Raw genomic sequence first — 20,455 nt, forward strand, 5'->3', positions numbered from 1 at the left:
ACACGGCTCCACCGGCGCGCGGTGGAACGGCCCCTGGCGCACGACCCGCCGCGGCCCGCTACCGCGGCCCCAGCCGGACGGGGAGCGACGTGACGAGGGTGCCGATGTCGCGCTCGGCGAAGACGATCTCGTCCGGTCGCACGGTGAGCCGCAGTCCCGGCGCCCGGTCCAGCAGGGCGTCGAGGGCGACCGCCAGCAGGGCTCGGGCGAGACCGACGCCGGGGCAGTAGTGCCGTCCACCCCCGAACCCGATGTTCTTGCGGGCGGGCCGGTCCACCAGGAACAGGTCGGGATCGTCGTAGGCGGCCGGGTCGTGCAGTGCGGCGATCCACGCCAGCAGCACCGCCTGCCCCCTGGCGACCGTGCCCGAGGGCAGGCGGACCTCGGCGGTCGCCACCCGGAGGGCGGCCACGTTGCCCATGTGCACGTGGCGCAGCAGTTCGTCCACGGCCGCGGGCACGGCCTCCCTGTTCCCGACCAGCGCCGTCCAGTGCGCCGCGTCGTCGCTGAGCAGGGCGAGCACGGACCGGCCCAGCACACCGCTCGGCGCCTCGACCCCGGCGGACACCAGGAGCCGCACGATGCTGACCAGTTCGTCCCGGTCGAGCCGGGCGTCGGTGTCCGGCGGCGTCACGAGGTCGAGCAGCAGCGGAGCGTCGGGGCGCGGTGCGGCGACGACCTCGCGCAGGTACGCGGTGAACTCCGCCACCAGGTCGGCCCGCTGCTCGGGCGGCACCGGGGTGGCCAGGGTGTAGGCGCCCGACCAGCGCCGGACGCGATCCGCGTCGGCCTCGGGGATGCCCAGCAGCGAGCACATCGTGAGCAGCGGGAGCGTGGCGCAGTACTCCTCGACCAGGTCCGCGGTCGGCCCCATCGCGTCGAGCAGCGTGCGGGCCACCCGCTCGGCCACCGGGACGTACCTCGCGACGCGGGTGTTGTTCAGCGCCTGCGTCGCGATCCGGTGCACGCGGTCGTGCGCCTCGTCCGCCTGGTTGATCAGCAGCTCGGGGTCGTAGAGGAAGTTCGGCTCGGCGCTGTTCCTCGGCGCGTCGGGCAGGACGTGGTTGCGCGACAGCCTCGGCTCGGCCGCCGCAGCGGCGACGTCCTCGTGCCGGACCAGCAGGATCGCCTCGTCCCCGCTGGGCAGGGTGACCGTGCCGAACGGGCAGGTCTCCCGGCGCTCGGCGAACTCCGGGGCCGGGGCCAGCCGGTTGCCCGAGGGGAACGGGAAAGCGGGGGCGTTCACCGGGAACTCCTCTCTCGCACGGCGGCCAGGTGCGGCAGCGCGTGCAGGGTGGTGGTCGTGTCGACACCGAAGTCGATCAGGCAGGCGACCTCGTCGACACCGATCCCGGTGAGCCGGTCGAGGAAGGCCGCGCAGGTCGCGGGCCCGCCGAAGAGGCCAGCCCTGGTGAGGTAGCGCTCGAACGCCCGGTCGACCAGGAAGTCGACGTCGTCCTCGGAGAGGTCCCCGCCCACCACCCTGGCCGACAGGTCGAGCGAGCGCCGCAGGTACCGCCGCATCGGCTCGCGCACGACGTCGCGCACGGTGGCGTCGTCCGGGCCTGCGAACGCGTGCAGCATGAGGGTCACCCTGCCCCCGGCGCCGCGAACCGTCCGGTAGCGCTGGATCTTGGCCGCGAGGTCGTCCACCTCCTGGTTGAGCAGGTGCGTCAGCACGTTGGCCCCGAGCCCGCCCGCCAGCTCGAACGTGGCCGGGTCGCCCGCGCTGGTGATCCAGACGGGCGGGTCCGGTCGCACCGGGCGGGGGTAGGCGGCCAGGTCGACCTCGGCTCCGCGCCCGTCGACCCGGCGCACCGTCCCGCCCCGCCACAGCGTGCGCACCTCGTCGAGCAGCCGGACGAAGTCCCGCCGCCGGTGCTCGAACGCCCGCGGCGCCAGGGCGAAGTCGACCGCGTGCCAGCCCGAGGCGAACGCCAGCCCAACCCTGCCGCCGGAGAGCTGGTCCACCACGGCCCACTCCTCGGCCACGCGCAGCGGGTCGTGCAGGGGCAGCACGACGCTCCCCGCGCGAATCCCGATCCGCGTGGTCACCGCGGCGATGGCGGCACTCGTGACGGACGGGTTGGGGTACGGGCCGCCGAACGGGTGGAAGTGCCGCTCCGGTGTCCACACCGCGTCGAACCCGTTGTCGTCGGCGAACTTCGCGCCGTCGAGCAGCAGCCGGTAGGCGTCCGCCGTGGACCGTTCGCCCGCGTCGGCGGTGAAGTAGAACAGGCTCAGGTCCACGGGGGCTCCGCGGGGCTCAGGCCGATCGCGTCGCGCAGCACCTCGGTGAACTCCTCCACGGGTGCGCGGGTCCCGCGGGGGTGCAGCATCGTCACCACCGTCGTGGGACCGTCGACGACGGTCAGGTGCAGGAGGTTGCGGGCCACCCCGGCCGACGTCGTCCAGTCCACGCGCGAGTCCGCGAACGACGGGGGTTCGACCCGGCGCCGGTAGCTCATCGAGATCGCCGTGGGAGACAGCGAGGGCCGCGCACCCGCCGCGCTCAACGGCGTGCCGCGGAACGGGTAGAGCGCGCGCAGGTCCCGGCGCACCGCGCGGACCTGGTCGGTCACGGGCACGTCGTGCGGCACCGTGCACGGCAACGGGAGTTCGTTCACGAACAGTCCTACGTGGTCGGATTCGCCCGGTGTCCTGGTGGACAGGGCGATGGTGAGGTCACCGAGACCGCCCGCGACGAACCGGAACACCGAGAGCAGGAGTTCGAACCGCGTCACCCCCAGGTCCTCCGCCACCGCGTCCAGCCTCGCCGAGGCCTCGCGGGTCAGCACACCCGCCCACCCCTGCCCCGGCGCGGCGGAGAACCGCGCGGCGCGGTGCGGACGCGACCGCCAGAACTCCCGTGCGGCCGCGAGCGGCGGCCGTCGGGGCTCCGGGGCAGGCAGCGGGGCGGGCGGCGCCTTCCGGTAGAACGCGGCCAGGTCCCGCACGAGCACGTCCTTGGAGTGCCCGTCGAACACCGAGTGGTGGGCGGTGAACACGAGCAGCCGTTCAGCGGAGGCGACCGTGAACCGGCACAGCGGTCCGGTGTGGACGGTGAACCCCGCGGCCATCTCCTCCGCCACCGAGACGCGCTCGACGTGCCGCACCTCGGGCTGCTCCCGCGCGGGCACGAGCCACGGCAGTCCGTCGCGGTCCTCGATGGCGCCGCGCAGCACCGGGTGGCGGTCGAGCACCGCTCGACAGGCCGACAGGAGCGCGTCGACGTCGAGGGTGGGCCCGAACGAGACCGTGAGGCCCAGGGTGTAGGCGAGGCCCGCGACACCCGCCTGCTCCACGAACCAGACGCCCGCCTCCGCGGTGGTGGCGGGTCGCCCGATCACCTCCACCGCGCGTCCAGCGGGGAGAGGCGGTCGAGGATCAACCGGGCCTGCGCGGCCAGCACCGGCGTGGCGAAGAGGGCCGCGGCGGAGAGGTCGACGTCGAACTCCGCCGAGCAGAGCCTGGCCAGCCGCAGGGTGAGCAGCGAATCTCCACCCAGGGCGAGGAAGTCGTCGTCGGCGCGCACCTCGCGCAGGCCGAGGAGCGTGCTCCACACCAGTCCCAGGGCGCGTTCCACCGGCGATTCCAGCGGCAGCACCGCCTCCACGGCGAACAGGCCCACCAGGTCGCGCTTGACCACCTTGCCCGCGGTGTTGCGCGGCAGCAGGTCCACCCGCAGCAGCCGCGAAGGCACCTCCGCCGGGGACAGCCGCTCGGCCAGGAACACCCGCAGCCCCTCGACCACGTCCGCCGACGCGGTCACGACCGCGGCGGCGAGCACCGTGCCGGACCTCGGGTGGGGCAGTCCGAGCACCGCGGCGTCCAGCACACCGGGGTGCTCGTGCAGCGCCGCCTCGACCGCGAGCGTGGACACCCGGTGCCCGCCGACCTTCACCACGTCGGACTCGCGGTCGATCAGGTGCAGGTACCCGTCGTCGTCGATCCGCCCCAGGTCCCCGGTGCGGATCCAGCCGTCGACCGGGACGGGGGAACCGTCGTCGTGCAGCGGGGTTCGCGGCGCCACCGGGGCGCGCAACCACACCTCCTCCCCGACCACCCGCACGTCACCCGTGCCCAGCGCGGTCGGCCTGGTCGGGTCGAACGCCATCGCGACGTGGCCGGGAGCCGCCTCGGTGGAGCTGTAGTAGTTCACCAGCGCGGCGTCGGGCAGCGCACGAGCCAGTTCCAGCGCGACCGAGGGCGGCAACGCGGCCCCGGTGGACCCCACCAGCGCCAACGACGTGAGGTCGTACCGCGACCACGCCGCGGAGTTGACCAGCTCGACGGCGGTCGCGGGCACCAGGAACAGCGAGTCCGCGCGGTACCGCTCGACGGCGGCGCACAGCTCCTCCACGTCCGGGTGCCGCGCCACCAGCGCCGTCGCTTCGGCGGTCAGGGCGTTGAGCAGCATCGTCTGGCCCGCGTTCGTGCCGATCGGGAAGGCGTGGGCGAAGTACCGCGGGCGCCCCCGCAGCCGCCGCGGCGCGTAGCCGTGGGTGAGGTTGGCGTGGGTGGCCACCACGCCCTTGGGGCTCCCGTCGGTGCCGGAGGTGAACAGGACCTGGGCGGGCGCCTCGGGCGAGACGACGTCCAACCCCGCGACGGGCCCGTCGGTCGCCTCCGTCGTCGTGCCGCCCGCGAACGCCACCGCCGTCCTGCCGTGGACCAGCGTCCGCGCCTCGCAGCGGGCCAGCAGGTCGTTCCTCAGGGTGTCCGGGAGGCGCGTGGAGAGGGGGACCGCCGTCGCGCCCGCGATCAGCACGGCGCAGAACGCCACCGCGTGGTCGGTCCACTCGTCCTCGCCGAACAGCAGGCCCACCCGGTCCCCCGTGCCGACTCCCGAGGCCCGCAGCCTGCGGGCGAACCCGGTCGCCCTGGCGTGCCACGCGCCGAACGTCAGCGACGTGCCGTCGGTCTGCCGGATCGCCGGGCGTTCCGGCTCGCGGGCGCGCTCCTCCAGCACCTCGGGGACGGTCGCGCCGCTCACGTGGCCCGCGCCCGGTCGATCGCGTCGGCGATGGCGGCGACGGTGCCCCGTCCCAGCACGAGCTTCAGGTCCACCACCCCGCCGAACGCCGCGCGCGAGCGCGCCACGAGCTGGGTGGCGATCAGCGAGTGCCCGCCCAGGTCGAGGATGTGCTCGTGCACGCCGACGCCGTCCACGCCGAGTAGCCCTTCCAGGATCCGGGACACGGCCTGCTCGGTCGTGGTGCGGGCGACGTCGTCGGTCGCGGGAACGGGCAGGCGCGAGCGGTCGACCTTGCCGTTGGCCGTCAGGGGCAGCCGCGGCACGACGTGCACCTCGTCCGGCACCAGGTGGCGCGGGACCTCGCCGACCAGCGCGACCCGGATCGCGGTTCCGGTCACCGGCGGGCCGTCGTCGAGCACGACGTGCGCGACCAGCCGGGTCGTGCCCTCGTCCGTGGCGCGCCCGGACACCACCGCCTCGCGGACCGGGGGCAGCGCGGTCAGCGCGTGCTCCACGGCACCCGGTTCGACCCGGACACCCCGCACCTTGAGCTGGTCGTCACCGCGGCCGAGGAAGGTCAGCACGCCGTCGGGCGAGCGCCTGCCCAGATCCCCGGTCAGGTACAGCCTCCCCGCGCCGAACGGGTTGTCGACGAACCGCCGACCGGTCAGGTCCGGGTCACCGAGGTAGCCGCGGCCCACGTGCGGCCCTCCCAGCACGATCTCCCCCACCTCGCCGTCGACCACGGGTCGCAGGTGCTCGTCGACCACCAGCGCCGTGGTCCCGGCCACGGCACGACCGATGGGCACCTCGGGCGCGGCCGGGTCGGCGGCGGTCACGGTGTGCAGGGTCGCGCACACCGCGGTCTCGGTGGGCCCGTAGCCGTTGACGAAGGTCACCCGGTCCCGCCACCTCGCCGCCGTGGACGGCGAGCACACCTCCCCCACGCTGACGAGGGCCCGCAGGTCCGGGTAGTCCTGCTCGGGCAGCGTCCGGACCACCGCGGCGGGCAGCACGGCGTGGCTCACCCCGCGGTCGAGCAGCGTGGTCGCGAGGTCGTCCCCCGCCACGACCTCCCGCGGCGGCACGTCGAGCCGGGCGCCGTGCCCGAGCGCCATGACCAGGTCGAACACCGCGCCGTCGAACGCCGGGGAGGCGAACTGGAGCACGCGGGCGCCGGGCCCGAGGTCCGGGAAGTGCGCGCGCTGGACGTCGACCAGGTTCCGCACGCCCGCGTGCTCGACCAGGACGAGCTTCGGCTCGGCGGTCGTGCCCGAGGTCGGCATCACGTAGGCGAGGTCCTCCGGCGCGGATCGGGGCAGGTCCCCGGTGCCCGGCGTCGTGCCGAGGCGGGCGAGGTCCAGGTGGGGCGGTCCGGGCAGCCGCCTGACCGCGGTCCCCCCGAGCACCGCCGTGACGCCCGCCCGTTCGACGAGCGCCAACGACCAGGTCTCCGGGTACGAGGTGGAGAGCGGCAGGAACGCCGCTCCCGCCTTCCACACCGCCAGCACGGCTTCGACGTACTCCAGCCCCCGGTCGACCACGAGCGCGACGACGTGACCGGGCAGCACGCCTTCCGCCCGCAGCGCCGCCGCGAGGCCGTCGGTCCTGCGGTCCAACTCGCGGTAGGTCACCGTCGAGGCGGCGTCGGCCACCGCGACGTCATCCGGCGCGCGCCGAGCCAGGCCCGCCACGACGTCGCAGAGCGAACCGCGGGCGGGAAGTGCGTCCAGATCCACCGGTGCTCCTCTCCCCTCGGTTCGATCACCACACCCGGCAGGGACCTTCACCCACGGCCGTGCGAGCGAGCAAGTCCCCGTCTCAGCGGGTCGGCCACCGCCCACCCCGGATCCGCCATCGCGGCCCACCCCAGCCCCGGTGGGGGCGGTGGCGACCGGAGCACGTTCCGGTGCTGCCAGGGCGCGGGTGTCGAGACCAACACCGAGATCGCCGACTCCTCACCGGCACGACGCCTGGTCACCGGTTCGGGAGTTCCCCGGCGGGTCTACCGGCCTGGTCGCGCGAGACGGACGCGGATCGGACCCCGCCACGCCCCGTCCACGTCGAGCACCTCACCGCGCTGCGTGACCTCGACGGCGCCGCGGCGCGCGAGGTCCCTCGCGATCTCCCTGGTCCGCTCCATCAGGCCCCTCCAGTCCGCGCCACCGACCGCGCGCGCCGCGTCGGACGGGCACGTGGTGCGCGGAGCCCGGTGCTCGGCCAGGGCCAGCAAGGCGGCTTCGAGCCGCTCCCCGACGGGCGCGTCGGACAGCGCGACCTCCGCCGACGTCGATCCGATCGAGGTCAACTCGGCGCGCAACCGCCCGTCCGTCATCGTCCGAGCGTAGGTCCGTTCCGGACACCCCACAGCCGAACGCGGGAGCCGTCGGGAGCGGCACCGCGTGCACGGCTCGACGGGTCCCGGCCCCGACCCGGACCTGATCAAGGACCGTTCAACGGCGGCCGGGGACGCGGGCGGCGACCGCGGCGACGGTCGCCAGGTCCGCGCTGGAGAATCCGGTGCGGCTCAGCACCGCCAGGGACTTGTTCGTCGCCAGCGCGGACAACGCCAGTTCTGCCGCCTCCTGCTCCTCGGCCCCCGCCGCCCGCAACGCCCGCTCCAGCACCGCCCGCACGCGGTCGATCATGGCGCGGACCATCGCCTGGCCCTCCGCGTCGATGGCCGGGAACTGCGCTGCCGACATCGTGAGCAGGCAGCCGTCCGGGACCGCCGGGTCGGCGATGCGGTTCAGGGTGACCTCCAGGTAGGCGGCCACCACGGCGCTCGGGCTCGGGTGGGGGCCGGACAAGGCCTGCTCGTACAGCGGGTGGTAGGTCTGCGCGTACCGTTCGAGGCTCTTCCGGAAGAGGGCGCTCTTGTCGCCGAAGGTGCCGTAGAGCGAGCCCCGACCCAGGCCCGTGCCCTCGGTCAGGCGGTCGATCGAGGCCTCCGAATAGCCCCAGCGCCAGAAGACGTGCATCGCACGTCGCAGCGCCTCGTCCACGTCGAACTGCTTGCGACCCGCCATGGTTCGTCAGCCTACACATCTTGTACTGATCGTTCCAAGATGGGTAGGGTCGCCGCCATGACAACCTTGGGATCGCTGCCGCTGCCCGACGGGTTCACCGACGTCTTCACCAGCAGGCTCGTGGAACTGGACGGGCTGCGGCTGCACGCGGTCACCGGCGGGGACGGCCCGCCGCTGCTGCTGGTCGGCGGCTGGCCGCAGACCTGGTACGCCTGGCGGGAGGTGATGCCCGCGCTCGCCCGCGAGCACACCGTCGTCGCCGTCGACCCGCGCGGAGCCGGACTCTCGGACAAGCCCGACGACGGTTACGACGTGGGCACGCTGGCCGCCGACCTGGTCGCGCTGATGACCGCGCTCGGGCACGACCGGTTCGACGTGGTCGGCCACGACATCGGCATGTGGACCGGGTACGCCCTGGCCTCCGACCACCCCGAGCGGGTGGGCAGGCTCGCCGTCGTGGACGCGATCATCCCCGGCCTCACCCCGGCCCCGTCGGTCTTCAGTTCCGCCGCGGTCAACCAGCGGCTCTGGCACTTCGGCTTCAACCGGCTCACCGGCCTCAACGAGGAACTGGTCCGGGGGCGGGAGCGCCTCTACTTCGGCCACCAGTTCGCCACCAAGGGCGCCACGCCGACCGCGATCCCCGCGCACGCCGTCGACGTCTACGTCGACGCGATCGTCGCGGATCCCCGCGGACTGCGGGCGAGCTTCGCGTACTACCGGGCGCTGGACGAGACGATCGCGCAGAACGAGCAGCGCCGGAAGACCCGGCTGACCCTGCCGGTGCTCGCCGTCGGCGGCGCGCGGTACGGCGGCGCGCTCGTCGCCGAGACGATGCGGCTGGCCGCCGACGACGTCACCGAGGTGGTCGTCGAGGACTGCGGCCACTACGTGGCCGAGGAACAGCCCGCGCGGTTCACCGAATTCCTGGAGGACTTCCTCACCGATCCTCGGAACGGTTCTCCGATTCGACGGTGAGACCGACGTCGGCCGCGCCCCGGCGGTGCCCGCGACCACGTGTGGTGGTCCTGCGGTATTACGGCGGTGATACCGGAGGACCACCACCAGGGGCCACCGCGGGTGGATGGTAGGGCCATTCCGTCCCGATAGCGTCGAAACCATGGCCGACACCACCTCCACCTCCGCCACGGCGGATGGCGTCCGACCCGGCGGATTCCGCATCGCCTCCGCGTGGCTCGTGGCGGTCGCAGCGGTGTTCACCTCCGTCCTGCTCTACTTCGCCGTCCTGCTCGTGACCGCGCAGACGACCGAGAACGCGGTGCTGTCCTACGCCGTCGCCACGCTCGTCGCGCTCGCGTGCGCAACCGGCTTGGCGCGGTGGTCGGTTCGACTCCGAGAGGGCCGCGGACGGCTGACCGAGGGCGTCTGCCTCACGATGTCGCTCGTGCTGGCGGCCGGGCTGTCCTGGACCTGGTTCGGAGCGCCCGCAACCTACACACCGCTGCCCGACTCGTCCGCCGTTCAGCACTGGGACCTGCCGACCGGCTCCCGGATCGGCTACGTCCGCACCGCAGGGAAGGTCACGCACGCCGAACCGGTGCTGCTCGTCCACGGCGGCCCAGGAGCCCCGACCCACCCGAACGACGAGTTCGCCGGGCGCCTCGCGGCCGCCGGATTCGCCGTGTACACCTACCAGCAGGTCGGTGCGGGCCAGTCGAGCCGGCTCGATCCGAAGGACTACACGATCGACCGGCACGTCGCCGACCTCGACGCCATCCGACAGGAGTTGGCGGCTCCGAGGATGGTGCTGATCGGTTCGTCCTGGGGCGGGCAGCTCACCGCTCACTACATGGCCGCGCACCCGGACAAGGTCGCACAAGCTGTCGTGGCGAGCCCTGGAGCCATGTCCAGCGACTCCTTCGAGGACGGCAGCCTCACGCCGAACGCAGCCAACGACCAGACCGAGCAGTTCGCGAAGCACACCCGCTTCGCGGCCACGTACTTCCTGGCCCAGGTGGGCGGATTGCGCGCGGCCCGGACACTGATGTCCGCCGACACGGCGGACGGGCTCTACCAGCAATTCGTGCGAAGTCTCACCATGGGTTCCGGCTGCCCCGGTGCCGCCGGGGCCGAACGGCCCGTCGACGCCACCGCCGGGTACAGCCTCTGGGTCAACGTCGCCACCCTCGCCTCGGCGTCGAAGGCCGCCGACCCTCGCCCGGCGCTGCGCCAGAACCACACCCCCGTCCTGGTTCTGCGGGCGCGGTGCGACTACCTCCGCTGGGAGGTGACCCGCGAGTACCGCGACACGTTCCCCCGAGCGACGATGCTGACCATCGACGGCGCGGGCCATTCCGTCCTCGCCGACGAGCCTGCCGACACCGGCAGCGCCGTCACCGCCTTCCTCACCGGAGGGGCCCTGCCCGCCGAGCCGTACACCGCGACGGAAGCACCCTGGTGACGCCGAGCCGCCGGGCTGTCCGTGAACCCGGTCAACGCCCGGCCCGCTCCCCGCATCGCGACGCCACCGCGGGCGAGCCGTCCGCCAACGACCGCAGGACATCGCGCGTCCGAACGATCACGTCCCGGCGCTCCCGCGTCCGCTCGGTCGGCTCCCCCGGTCTGCGGCCCACCCACACGTGCGCCACGCCGCCGGCGAGCCGTCCGCCGTCCGCCGTGGCAGGTCCTCGCGCTCGACATCGGCTCGCACGCTGTTCTGCCGGTCTCCGGTGTGGCCGTCGAGCGGTTGGACGTTGATGCAGGTGCCGTTCTCGCCGGTGGCGCCACCGGCGCCGCACTGCTCGTCCGGACGACGCTCGACCACGCGACACCCTCACCGCCGGTGGGGCTCGGGGAACCGGCGGCGCGCCCGGTCGAGGACCCGGCTGATCGGCGCCTCGTCACGGCGGTCCCGACGCCAGGTCAGGTAGGTCACGATCGAGGGCTGGGGGTCCAGCAGGGGGAGCAGCAGGATCCGTTCGCCGTGGGGTGACGCGAAGTGGCTGTGGTCCTGCCAGCCCGCGGGCACGAAGGAGCAGTGCACCCCGTCGGACAGCAGCATCAGCAGACCGTCCTCGACGGCGGCGTTGATCCGGTCCACCAGCGGGACCATCTCCAGGTAGGGGTGGAGGACCTCGGGGAACGTCCAGGGGTCGATGTTGGTGGCCAGGCGCAGTCCGACGATGTCGGCCGGGCCGATCCGGTCGAGGCGGTGGAACCGCGGCGTGTCCGGAACCGCGATCACGAAGCGCTCCTCCAGCAGGGGGAGCTGGTCGAGTTCCCCGTCGTCGCGGAGTTCGCTCCACAGCAGGCCCAGCTCCAGGTCGCGGGAGCGCAGCAGGTCGAGCTGCTGGTGCGAGTCCAGCGGTCGCAGCGACAGCGACGACCTCCCGACGGCGGGCCGGACGATCCCCTCCACCAACGATGCGCGGAACTCCGCGGGCAGCGAGCGCACGCCCACGCGGACGGGGGGTGATGGCGGGGTGCGGAACATCGTCTCGACGAGGTCGAACTCGGCGACGATGGACCGCGCGCGCGGCAGCAGCGCCTCACCCGCCGCGGTCAGGGTCGCCGGGCGCGTGGTGCGGTCGAAGAGGCCGACACCCAGCTCGGACTCCAGTTCCCGAACGCGTTCGCTGATCCGGGACGGCGCGAGGCGCAGGTCGTGGGCCGCCGCGGTCACGCTGCCCGTCCGCGCCAGGGCGAGGAAGACCTGCATGTGGGCCAGTTGGGGCTTCACGCCGGGCTCCCCGACCGATCGGGGTGGTGCGCTGTCGACACAACTTTCGACAATACCGAAACTGTTGGCCCTGTACCGGCTCTACGGTCGATCTACCGGAAACGAGTCCGAACGAGCCGAGAGGGAACCACGGATGCTGACGAGACGTCCGCGCCGCATTCGCGCGGCGTGGGAAGCGGGAGCGGTCGCCTACGGGGTCGCGGTGCAGCTGCCCAGCCCCGACGTGGTGGAGGTCGCCGGGCAGGCCGGGGTGGACTACGCCTGGATCGACGCCGAGCACGGCTCGTTGTCGCTGGCGGAGGTCCGCGACCTGGTCCGCGGCGCGGACGCCGTCGGGATCGACGCGATCGTGCGCGTGCCCGACCACCACCCGTCGTTCATCCAGCGCGTCCTGGACCTGGGCGCGGCCGGGATCATGGCCGCGCACGTGCGCACGGTGGAGGAGGCGACCGCGCTCGTGGCAGCGGCCCGCTACGCCCCGGCGGGACGGCGCGGCGCGTGCCCGGCGGTGCGCTCGGTCGGGCACGTCACGACCGACTGGGCCGGTGACCGGCGGCGGGCCGACGAGGACGTCCTGGTCTTCGGGCTGATCGAGGACCCCGGAGGGGTGGAGGACGTGGAGGCCATCGCGTCGCGATCGGGCGTTCACGGGCTCGCCTTCGGCCCCTTCGACCTGAGCGTGGCCAGGGGTCTCGACGGCGACCTCGCCCACGCCGACGTCCGCGAGGCGCACGACCGCGTGGTCCGGGCCTGTCACGACGCCGGGATCGAGTACGTGGTCGCGAACGCGGCCTGGGAGCCGCCGGACGTGGTGTCGCGGACGGTCACGCTCGCCGGTGACCGGGGCGTGCTGTTCGACGGGCTGCACCGGTTGCTGGAGGCGCGGCGATGAGCGGGCGGGGCACGGACCTGACCGAGGACGAGGTGCTCGACCTGTTCACCTCGCTGTCCAACTGGGGCCGCTGGGGCGACGACGACCGCCTGGGCACGCTGAACACCATCACCGACGAGGTCCGCGCCGCGGCCGCCGCGTCGATCCGCACCGGGCGCGCCGTCTCGCTGTCCCGCGACGTCGACCCGCGCGACCCGGACCCGTTGGCGTCGGGCAACTCCGCGGTGCAGCGGTTCACCGGCACCCACGAGGTCGAGGAGCACTTCGGGCGGCCGTTGAGGTTCGACGCGGTGACCGAGTTCGTCGGCATCGCCGCGCACGGCTCGAACACCCACGTCGACGGGTTGGCCCACTACTCGTGGGACGGCCTCAACTACAACGGCTTCCCCGCCTCCGAGACCACGTCGCTCGGCGGCGCGCGCCGGCTGTCGGTGCACCACGCCGTCCACGGCTTCCTCACCAGGGGCGTGCTGCTGGACGTCGCGGCGCTGCACGGCGTCGACTGGCTGGAGCGCGGCCACCCGGTGACGCCCGACGAGCTCACCGCGGCGGAGCAGCGCCAGGGCGTGGTGGTGCGCCCCGGTGACGCGCTGCTGGTGCGCACCGGCAACGTGGCCAGGATCCTGCGCGAGGGCCCCGACGCCGTCGGACCGGCCGCCCGGCAGGCCGGGCTGCACGCGAGCTGCCTGCCGTTCCTGCGCGAGCGCGACGTCGCCGTGCTGGGCAACGACGGCGTCCAGGACGTGCAGCCCTCCGGCTACGGCCCGGACCTGACCAGACCCGTGCACGCCGTCGGTCTCGTGGCGCTCGGCCTCTGGCTGATCGACAACGTCGAGCTCACCGAACTCGCCGCCGTGTGCCGGGAGGAGGGCCGGTGGGAGTTCTTCTTCGCCGCGCTGCCGTGGCGGGTGGTCGGCGTGACCTCCAGCGCGAGCAACCCCGTTGCGATCTTCTGACCACCCAGCGGAAAGGACCTCACCCCGTGCCCAGCACAGCGGTTCTGATCGTCGACATGCAGAACGGGTTCCTGCACCCGGACGGATCACTCGCCCGAGCCGGGATGGGGCTCCCGGACGCCGAACCCGCCACCGGCGCGGCCGAGGCGCTGATCGCCTCCGCACGGGCGTCCGGGCTGCCGGTGGTCTACACCCGGCACGTCATCAGCGAGGGCGGGCCGGAGATGTCCCCGGCGTGGCGCGAGGCGGCGGCACCGGTCTTCGCCGTCGAGCCGCGGATGCTCTGCCACGGCAGTTGGGACGCCCAGGTCCTGGACCGGTTGGCGCCCGCGGCGGGCGACGTGGTCGTGGACAAGGACCGCTACGACGCGTTCCTGCACACCGCCCTGGAGGAAACCCTGCGCGGACTGGGGGTCGAGCGCCTGGTGGTCGCCGGGGTGCTGACGAACGTGTGCGTCGAGTCGACGGTGCGGTCGGCGCTGGAGCGCCGCTTCGACGTCGCGGTGGCCTCCGACGCCACCGCCGCCCACGAGCGGTACCAGGAGCCCTCGCTGGCCGCGATGAGCGCGGTGTTCGCGACCGTGGCTCCCTGGGCCGAACTCGTGCCCAGCCCTGGCGAGGAGCGGGTCGCGACCCGCTGGACACGGGTGTGGCACCGGCGGCTTCCTCCCGCCGAGCACACCGTCATCGATACCGGAAGGACAGTGTGATCGAGGACGAGGTCGTGGTCATCACCGGAGCCGGCGGCGGGATCGGGCGGGCGACCGCGGCCAGCCTCGCCGCGCGAGGGGCGGAGGTCGTGCTCGGCGGGCGCACCGCCGCGGCGCTCGACGAGGTGGTCGAGGAGATCCGGTCCGCCGGGGGGCGGGCCGTGGCCGTCGCGACGGACGTGAGCGGACGTGCCTGCCCTCGTCTCGGCGGCGGAAGCCGAGTTCGGGCGGGTGGACGAGGTCGTGAACAACGCGGGCGTCGGGCCGATCTCCGCCCTCGACGAGGTGAAGGTCGAGGAGTGGGACCGGGTGGTCGACGTGAACCGCAAGGGGGTCCTGCACGGCATCGGTGCCGCGCCGCCGGTGTTCCGGCGCCGAGGTGGGGGCCAGTTCGTGGCGGTGGGGTCGGTGGCGGCATGGTTCCGACGCCCACGATGGCCGTCCACGGTGCCACCAGGACCGCGGTCCGCGTGCTGTGCGACGGCCTCCGCGTGGAGTCGGGTCCGGACGTCCGGGTGACGTTGGCCAGTCCTGGTTTCGTGGCCACCGACCTCGTGACCGGCACTTCCGATCCGGACGTCCGTGCCGCGCTGGAGGCCCAGCGCGACGCGGTGGCCATCACGCCCGACGCCATCGCCAGGGCGATCGTGTTCGGCGTCGACCAGCCCGCCGACGTCGACGAGATCGCCGTGCGCCCCACCGCACAGGCCTGACACCGTGGATTCGCCCAGGCGCTCAGGCCACCTTGATGACCACCTTGCCCGAGGTGTGACCGTTCTCGACGGTCGCGAGGGCGGCCGGGGCGTCGGAGAGCGGGTGGACCGCGGTGATCACGGGTGCGAGGACCCCGTCCAGCGCCAGGCGGGCGGCCCGTTCCAGGTTCTCGCGGTCGAGGCGACGTTCGACGAAACGCCCACCGAGATCGGGCACCGACACGTCCCCCGCGGAGATGACGGTGCGGGGGTCGCGGGCCAGCGGTGCGACCGTCCGCAGCGAGGTCCCCCCGGCCAGGTCGACGATCCCGTCGACGCCGTCCGGAACCAGCTCCCGCACCGCGGCGACGACGTCCTCGGCGGTGTAGTCGACGAACCGCACCCCGACGGCTTCGGCGTGCTCGCGCTTGGCGGTGCTCCCGGTGCCGATCACCCGCAGCCCACGGCTGGCGGCCAGCCGGGCGACGGCCGCACCGACCCCGCCGCCGACCCCGTTGACCAGGATCGTGGCACCGGCCGGGAGGCCGAGCTGGTCGAGCGCGTCCACCGCGGTCGTCCCGGCCACCGGCAGCGTCGCCGCCGCGGTCGCCGACAGACCCGCCGGGATGCGCGCGGTGTTCGGCGCCGACAGCACGGTCGTCTCGGCGTAGGTGCCGCCACCGGTCAGCGCGAACCCGAAGACCGCGTCGCCCACCTCAAGCCCGTCGACGTCCTCACCCAGCGCGAGAACGGTTCCCGCCGCCTCCATGCCCAGCACGAGGGGAAACGGACGCCCGCCGTCAAGACCGGGAACCAGCCCCGAGCGCAGGAGGTGGTCGAGGGGGTTCACCCCGGCGACGTCGACCCGGATCAGCACCTCACCGCGACCGGGAACGAGGTCGGGACGATCGAAGAACTCCACCACCCCGGGCCCGCCGTACCTGCTGAATCCCCATGCCTGTCCCATTTCCGCCGCCTCCTGGCTGACCGACCCGGTGGCTCCGGGCGCTGTCGCCATCCTCACCCCTGACATCGATGTAAAGGGCAAGCGGCTGAGGCGCGGGTCACAGCATCAGGCCGACCGGGTCACCGGTTCCGCGGACAGCGCCGCCCGGTGCCTGCTGTTGGCCTTGATCAGCATGTCGAGCGCGTTCCTCGTGTCGACCAGGTGCGCGATGTCGGCGTCGATCCGGTCGCGCTCGCGCGTCATGGCCGCGAACGTCTCCTCGGCGACGTCCAGGTCATCGGGGATGTCCACGCACGGCAGCACGGTCGCGATCACCCGACTGGACATGCCCGCGTCGAACATCTGCCGGATGAGCGACACCCGCTGGACCTGGGCGTCGGAGTAGTGGCGCTGCCCCGCCTCGGAGCGCGAACTGGTCAGCAGACCCTGATCTTCGTAGTAACGCAGGGAACGCGCACTCACGCCCGTGCGCTTGGACAGCTCGCCGATCCGCATCCCTCAAGCGTACGTCCGCGTGCTCCGGGTCCACACCGTTGGACGTCCGAGCGGTTGTCGACACCGGTTGAACCAGCCGTCCTGTGGGCAACCCCAGACGAACTGGCCGTGACGGCGAACGACGGGACGTCGTCGCGAATCCGGAACCTGTTCACCGACATCAGGGAAGGCAATCATGTCCACCGATGCGATCGTTCTGCTCAAAGAGGACCACAAGACGGTCGAGAAGTTGTTCAAGCGGTTCGAACAGGCCGACGACGACGCTCTCCAGGAGAAGAGGGAGCTGGTCGACTCCATCATCGAGGAGCTGACCGTGCACGCCTACATCGAGGAGGAGATCTTCTACCCCACCGCCCGCGAGGCCGTGCCGGAGACCGAGGACCACGTCCTGGAAAGCGTCGAGGAGCACCACGTCGTGGCGTGGATGCTGTCCGAACTGCACGGCATGGATCCGAAGGCGGAGAACTTCGACGCGAAGGTCGCCGTGCTCACGGAGAACGTCCGCCACCACGTCGAGGAAGAGGAGCAGGAGTGGTTTCCCGAGGTCCGCAAGGCCTTGGGGCGCAAACGCCTGCAAGAACTGGGTGCGCGCATGATCACGGCGAAGGCCGACGCCCCGCGCGACCCGCTCGCGCTGCGCAGCGCCGCCTCGAAGTAGTGGAAGGCCCCCGCTCCGTCTCGTCCGGTCCGGACGAGACGGAGCGGGGGCCCGACGTCAACTCCTGGTCATCGCCGACGACGCGTGCTCGGGACCGCGGATGACCGCCGCCCCGAGCACCTGCCTGCCCCGACCGCCACCCGCGCGGATCGGCCTCCGGCCGACGACCGCACGCGACGGGTCCGAGCCGCCGCACCGGTCCTGACCGGCTGTCAGGCGATCGACGCGGGGAAGCGTTCCCACACGCGGTGAGCGCCGAGGAGCGCCGTCACCTCCGTGAGCACCGTCGACGGCTGGTCCCCCACCACGATCCCCGGCCCCGCGGCACAGCCCGCGGTCTCCAGTGCGACGCGCCCGTTGTTCCACGCGCCGATGGCCTTCGCGTGGCGGAAGCACTCCTGGATCATGAGGATCACCCGCGGGTCGACGGTGCCACCCGGCGCCCCCGCCTTGTCGTCCCTGGCGGGCAGGGCGTCGACACCGGGCGGCGGGCTGCCCGCGAGCAGCAGCGCGTCGAACTCGATCGACCGGGCGGTGAGGAACGTGCGCTGGGCGACCAGACCGCTGTCGGCGTCCAGGGGTCCGCCGGTCGGCGCGATCAGCAGCGGCACCATGTCCGCGGCCAGGATCGACTCCCGGACCGCGCGCACGCCGTCGAGGTCGGCGGGGTCGACCACGATGCCGATGATGCGCCCGTCGGTCGGCCAGGTCTGGCCGATCTGGGACAGCGCGGGGCTGGGGGTGACGTCCTTCGGTCGTTCCGCGGCCTTCGGCGCGGGCAGTCCCAACCCTGTGGCCACCTCCTGGCACAGCACGGGGTCCACGTTGGCCAGCACGGCGAGCTGGCGCTCCTTGATCGCTTGTTCGTAGCACTTGCCCAGTTCGAAGGTGAACGCCCGCACGACGTGCTCCTTCTCGACCGGCGAGAGGCTCTGCCAGAACAGCCTCGACTGCGTGTAGTGGTCGGCGAAGGAGGCCGGGGACTGCCGGACCTTCGAGGACTTCGGCAGTGGTTGTGCCACTTCGAGGAACGGCCGGTCTTCGACGCCCGCCTCGAACGGGTTGCCGCCGTCGAGGGTGTTCGGCTTGTACGGTGCGACGCCCGCGTGCACGGCGTGCTGGTGGAAGCCGTCCCGGAGCATGTCGTTGACCGGCACGTGCGGGCGGTTGATGGGGATCTGGTTGAAGTTGGGTCCGGCGAGCCTGGTGAGCTGGGTGTCGAGGTAGGAGAACAGCCGTGCCTGGAGCAGCGGGTCGTCGGTGACGTCGATGCCCGGCACGAGGTTGCCCAGGTGGAAGGCGACCTGTTCGGTTTCGGCGAAGTAGTTCATCGGGTTGCGGTTGAGCGTCAGCATCCCCACCGGCTGCACCGGCGCGAGCTCCTCCGGCACGATCTTCGTCGGGTCGAGCAGGTCGATGCCCTCGAACGTCTGCTCGGGATTGTCCGGGAAGACCTGCAAACCGAGTTCCCACTGCGGGTACGCGCCGGACTCGATGGCGTCGGCGAGGTCGCGGCGGTGGAAGTCCGGGTCGACACCGCTGATCATCTGCGCCTCCTCCCACACCAGGGAGTGCACGCCCAGTTTCGGCTTCCAGTGGAACTTCGCGAGCGCGGTGCCCCCCTCGGCGTTGACGAGGCGGAACGTGTGGACCCCGAAGCCCTCCATGGTCCGGTAGGACCGGGGGATGCCGCGGTCGGACATCTGCCACATCACGTGGTGGGTGGCCTCGGTGTGCAGGGACACGAAGTCCCAGAACGTGTCGTGCGCGCTCTGCGCCTGCGGGATCTCCCGATCCGGGTGCGGCTTCGCCGCGTGGATGATGTCGGGGAACTTGATGCCGTCCTGGATGAAGAACACCGGGATGTTGTTGCCGACCAGGTCGAAGTTGCCTTCCTGGGTGTAGAACTTCGTCGAGAAGCCCCTGGTGTCGCGCACGGTGTCCGCCGACCCGCGCGACCCGACGACCGTCGAGAACCGCACGAACACCGGCGTCTCGACGCCGTCACCCAGGAAGCCCGCCCGGCAGATGTTCTCGGCCGTGCCGTACCCGACGAACACGCCGTGCGCGCCGTAGCCACGGGCGTGGACGACCCGCTCCGGGATCCGCTCGTGGTCGAAGTGCGTGATCTTCTCTCGCAGGTGGTGGTCCTGCAACAGCGTCGGGCCCCGCTCCCCCGCCTTGAGCGAGTGGTCGGTGTCGCGGAGGCGCGCCCCGCCCGAGGTGGTGAGGTACTCGCCCTGCTGGCCCTTCGACAGCTTCGGAGCGCCGGTGGGAGCGCCGGTCGGCGTGACCGTCTCCGGCCCGGTCTGGTCGGGCTTGGGTTTGAGCGGGCCGCGCGGCTCGGTCGGTTCGACGAGGGCGGGCGGTTCGCTGTTGGGGGCGCCGGGAATGGGGGGGTTCACCAGCTCGGCGACCTTTTCAACGGCCTTGGAAAGGGCGGTCTTGACGAGCTTGCCCGGCTTGCTGGGGGCCACTTCGTCCTCCTCGTGGTGGTGGGCACGTCCCGGACGAGTACCCACGTTTTCGTGCCCCACTCCAGATGACCCGGATCAGATGACGAGCCGCGGTGAGCGGGTCCGGGGCACGACCGAACCCGCCTGCGAGCGGGCGTGGGGGCCACGTCGCCGCCACCGGGACCCGCAGGCACCGGCGTCGTCGGTTCTCCCGCGGGAAGGAGCGCACCGGCCGAGGCTCAGCGCCCGCACTCCCCCGGAGGGCGTGCGGCGATCGGGCGTCACGGTGAGGCGACCGAGAACCCGCCGTCCGCGCGCGTCGACTCCGGGACCTGGTTCCTCGTGGTTCCCCCTGGGCCATCAGGCCTCTGCAGCACGAGGGGCCCCGGCGCCGTAGCGCCGGGGCCCCGAGGGTTGTTGGATTCCACTTCCACCTAGTCGACCGTGAGATCGACATCCTCTGTCCGCAAAGCCCGCCCTAGAAGCGGACGCTGCGTGGATCGCGTGTGCGTAACCGAAGACCACCTTCCAATCCGATGGAACCGCGGTACCCGCCAGGCGGAGTTCACCCTGGAACGGGCGATCCGATGGTGTGCAACCCTTCCCTTCTCCTCTGACAACCAACTCGTGCACTCACGCGACGATCGGCCTCCGGACCTGATGCACGTGCCGGAATCACTTCGCCGATCATCCTTGGCCCACTGCCGAGGAGCCCCTTCACCGTCTGGCTCCAGCACGTCCGGCCGTCTCGCACCTAGCTCACGGGTAGTTCGTCATCTCCCGTGCCACTGACTTTCTCTCTTCCAACGAGGAGAAGACTACACACATCCACCAGCGAATGTCTACCCCCGCCACCACAGGTTTACTCGTTCGAGTGATTGAGGGATCCTCGCAGGGGGTCGACGCGAGCGGTGGGACCGGC

The 20,455-nt window shown here is 72.6% G+C and carries 18 protein-coding genes and 1 pseudogene; 8 read left to right on the forward strand and 11 right to left on the reverse strand.

Features of this window, described 5'->3' with window-relative positions; genetic code table 11:
• Positions 1-58: 58 nt before the first annotated feature.
• From VFZ92_RS14130 to VFZ92_RS14160, 7 genes are all read right to left on the reverse strand, one after another.
• The gene (locus tag VFZ92_RS14130; protein WP_330876356.1) at positions 59-1,246 is read right to left on the reverse strand and encodes a cytochrome P450; all 1,188 of its coding nucleotides are present in this window, start codon (positions 1,244-1,246) and stop codon (positions 59-61) included.
• Positions 1,243-2,250, reverse strand: coding sequence for a MupA/Atu3671 family FMN-dependent luciferase-like monooxygenase (locus tag VFZ92_RS14135; protein WP_330876357.1), 1,008 nt, complete (start codon positions 2,248-2,250; stop codon positions 1,243-1,245). The genes VFZ92_RS14130 and VFZ92_RS14135 overlap by 4 nt, the downstream gene beginning before the upstream one ends.
• On the reverse strand, positions 2,241-3,350 hold the full coding sequence (locus VFZ92_RS14140; protein ID WP_330876358.1) for a condensation domain-containing protein: 1,110 nt from the start codon (positions 3,348-3,350) through the stop codon (positions 2,241-2,243). The genes VFZ92_RS14135 and VFZ92_RS14140 overlap by 10 nt, the downstream gene beginning before the upstream one ends.
• Positions 3,347-4,996, reverse strand: a complete 1,650-nt coding sequence (locus VFZ92_RS14145; RefSeq protein ID WP_330876359.1) for an AMP-binding protein — start codon at positions 4,994-4,996, stop codon at positions 3,347-3,349. Before VFZ92_RS14145 ends, VFZ92_RS14140 begins: the two co-directional genes overlap by 4 nt.
• The gene (locus tag VFZ92_RS14150) at positions 4,993-6,717 is read right to left on the reverse strand and encodes a non-ribosomal peptide synthetase (RefSeq protein ID WP_330876360.1); all 1,725 of its coding nucleotides are present in this window, start codon (positions 6,715-6,717) and stop codon (positions 4,993-4,995) included. The genes VFZ92_RS14145 and VFZ92_RS14150 overlap by 4 nt, the downstream gene beginning before the upstream one ends.
• A gap of 266 nt (positions 6,718-6,983) precedes the next feature.
• Entirely contained in the window at positions 6,984-7,313 is a 330-nt protein-coding gene (locus tag VFZ92_RS14155; protein WP_330876361.1) for a DUF3253 domain-containing protein, read from the reverse strand.
• Between the two features lie 118 nt (positions 7,314-7,431).
• On the reverse strand, positions 7,432-8,007 hold the full coding sequence (locus VFZ92_RS14160) for a TetR/AcrR family transcriptional regulator (RefSeq protein ID WP_330876362.1): 576 nt from the start codon (positions 8,005-8,007) through the stop codon (positions 7,432-7,434).
• 57 nt (positions 8,008-8,064) lie between these two features.
• Here VFZ92_RS14160 and VFZ92_RS14165 point away from each other — a divergent pair, with 57 nt between their 5' ends.
• Positions 8,065-8,985, forward strand: a complete 921-nt coding sequence (locus VFZ92_RS14165) for an alpha/beta hydrolase (RefSeq protein WP_330876363.1) — start codon at positions 8,065-8,067, stop codon at positions 8,983-8,985.
• A 142-nt stretch (positions 8,986-9,127) separates the two neighbouring features.
• Positions 9,128-10,429, forward strand: a complete 1,302-nt coding sequence (locus tag VFZ92_RS14170; protein ID WP_330876364.1) for an alpha/beta hydrolase — start codon at positions 9,128-9,130, stop codon at positions 10,427-10,429.
• Between the two features lie 372 nt (positions 10,430-10,801).
• Here VFZ92_RS14170 and VFZ92_RS14175 read toward each other — a convergent pair whose 3' ends face one another.
• Positions 10,802-11,707, reverse strand: coding sequence for a LysR family transcriptional regulator (locus VFZ92_RS14175; RefSeq protein WP_330876365.1), 906 nt, complete (start codon positions 11,705-11,707; stop codon positions 10,802-10,804).
• Positions 11,708-11,840: 133 nt separating this feature from the next.
• Here VFZ92_RS14175 and VFZ92_RS14180 point away from each other — a divergent pair, with 133 nt between their 5' ends.
• The 5 genes and pseudogenes from VFZ92_RS14180 to VFZ92_RS14200 all read left to right on the forward strand — a co-directional run bounded on the left by VFZ92_RS14180 (position 11,841) and on the right by VFZ92_RS14200 (position 14,978).
• Entirely contained in the window at positions 11,841-12,599 is a 759-nt protein-coding gene (locus VFZ92_RS14180; RefSeq protein WP_330876366.1) for an HpcH/HpaI aldolase family protein, read from the forward strand.
• The gene (locus VFZ92_RS14185) at positions 12,596-13,555 is read left to right on the forward strand and encodes a cyclase family protein (protein ID WP_330876367.1); all 960 of its coding nucleotides are present in this window, start codon (positions 12,596-12,598) and stop codon (positions 13,553-13,555) included. Before VFZ92_RS14180 ends, VFZ92_RS14185 begins: the two co-directional genes overlap by 4 nt.
• Before the next feature lie 26 nt (positions 13,556-13,581).
• Positions 13,582-14,265 (forward strand): cysteine hydrolase, encoded by a 684-nt coding sequence (locus VFZ92_RS14190; RefSeq protein WP_330876368.1) that lies wholly within the window; start codon positions 13,582-13,584, stop codon positions 14,263-14,265.
• Between the two features lie 14 nt (positions 14,266-14,279).
• Positions 14,280-14,784 (forward strand): annotated as a pseudogene (locus VFZ92_RS14195) (SDR family oxidoreductase).
• Positions 14,682-14,978: a hypothetical protein gene (locus tag VFZ92_RS14200; RefSeq protein WP_330876543.1), complete on the forward strand. Its 297-nt coding sequence runs from the start codon at positions 14,682-14,684 to the stop codon at positions 14,976-14,978. Before VFZ92_RS14195 ends, VFZ92_RS14200 begins: the two are co-directional and overlap by 103 nt.
• A 22-nt stretch (positions 14,979-15,000) precedes the next feature.
• Here the strand turns inward: VFZ92_RS14200 and VFZ92_RS14205 are convergent, their stop codons facing one another.
• The gene (locus VFZ92_RS14205; RefSeq protein ID WP_330876369.1) at positions 15,001-15,924 is read right to left on the reverse strand and encodes an NADP-dependent oxidoreductase; all 924 of its coding nucleotides are present in this window, start codon (positions 15,922-15,924) and stop codon (positions 15,001-15,003) included.
• 105 nt (positions 15,925-16,029) lie between these two features.
• Complete coding sequence (locus tag VFZ92_RS14210; protein WP_330876370.1) at positions 16,030-16,419, reverse strand: MerR family transcriptional regulator; 390 nt, start codon at positions 16,417-16,419, stop codon at positions 16,030-16,032.
• 175 nt (positions 16,420-16,594) lie between these two features.
• Here VFZ92_RS14210 and VFZ92_RS14215 point away from each other — a divergent pair, with 175 nt between their 5' ends.
• Positions 16,595-17,077 (forward strand): hemerythrin domain-containing protein, encoded by a 483-nt coding sequence (locus tag VFZ92_RS14215; protein ID WP_330876371.1) that lies wholly within the window; start codon positions 16,595-16,597, stop codon positions 17,075-17,077.
• A 212-nt stretch (positions 17,078-17,289) separates the two neighbouring features.
• On the opposite strand, the gene VFZ92_RS14220 is transcribed toward VFZ92_RS14215, so the two are convergent.
• On the reverse strand, positions 17,290-19,554 hold the full coding sequence (locus tag VFZ92_RS14220) for a catalase (protein WP_330876372.1): 2,265 nt from the start codon (positions 19,552-19,554) through the stop codon (positions 17,290-17,292).
• Between the last annotated feature and the right edge of the window lie 901 nt (positions 19,555-20,455).

The sequence above is a fragment of the Umezawaea sp. genome, assembly GCF_036375055.1.
Lineage (GTDB): Bacteria > Actinomycetota > Actinomycetes > Mycobacteriales > Pseudonocardiaceae > Umezawaea.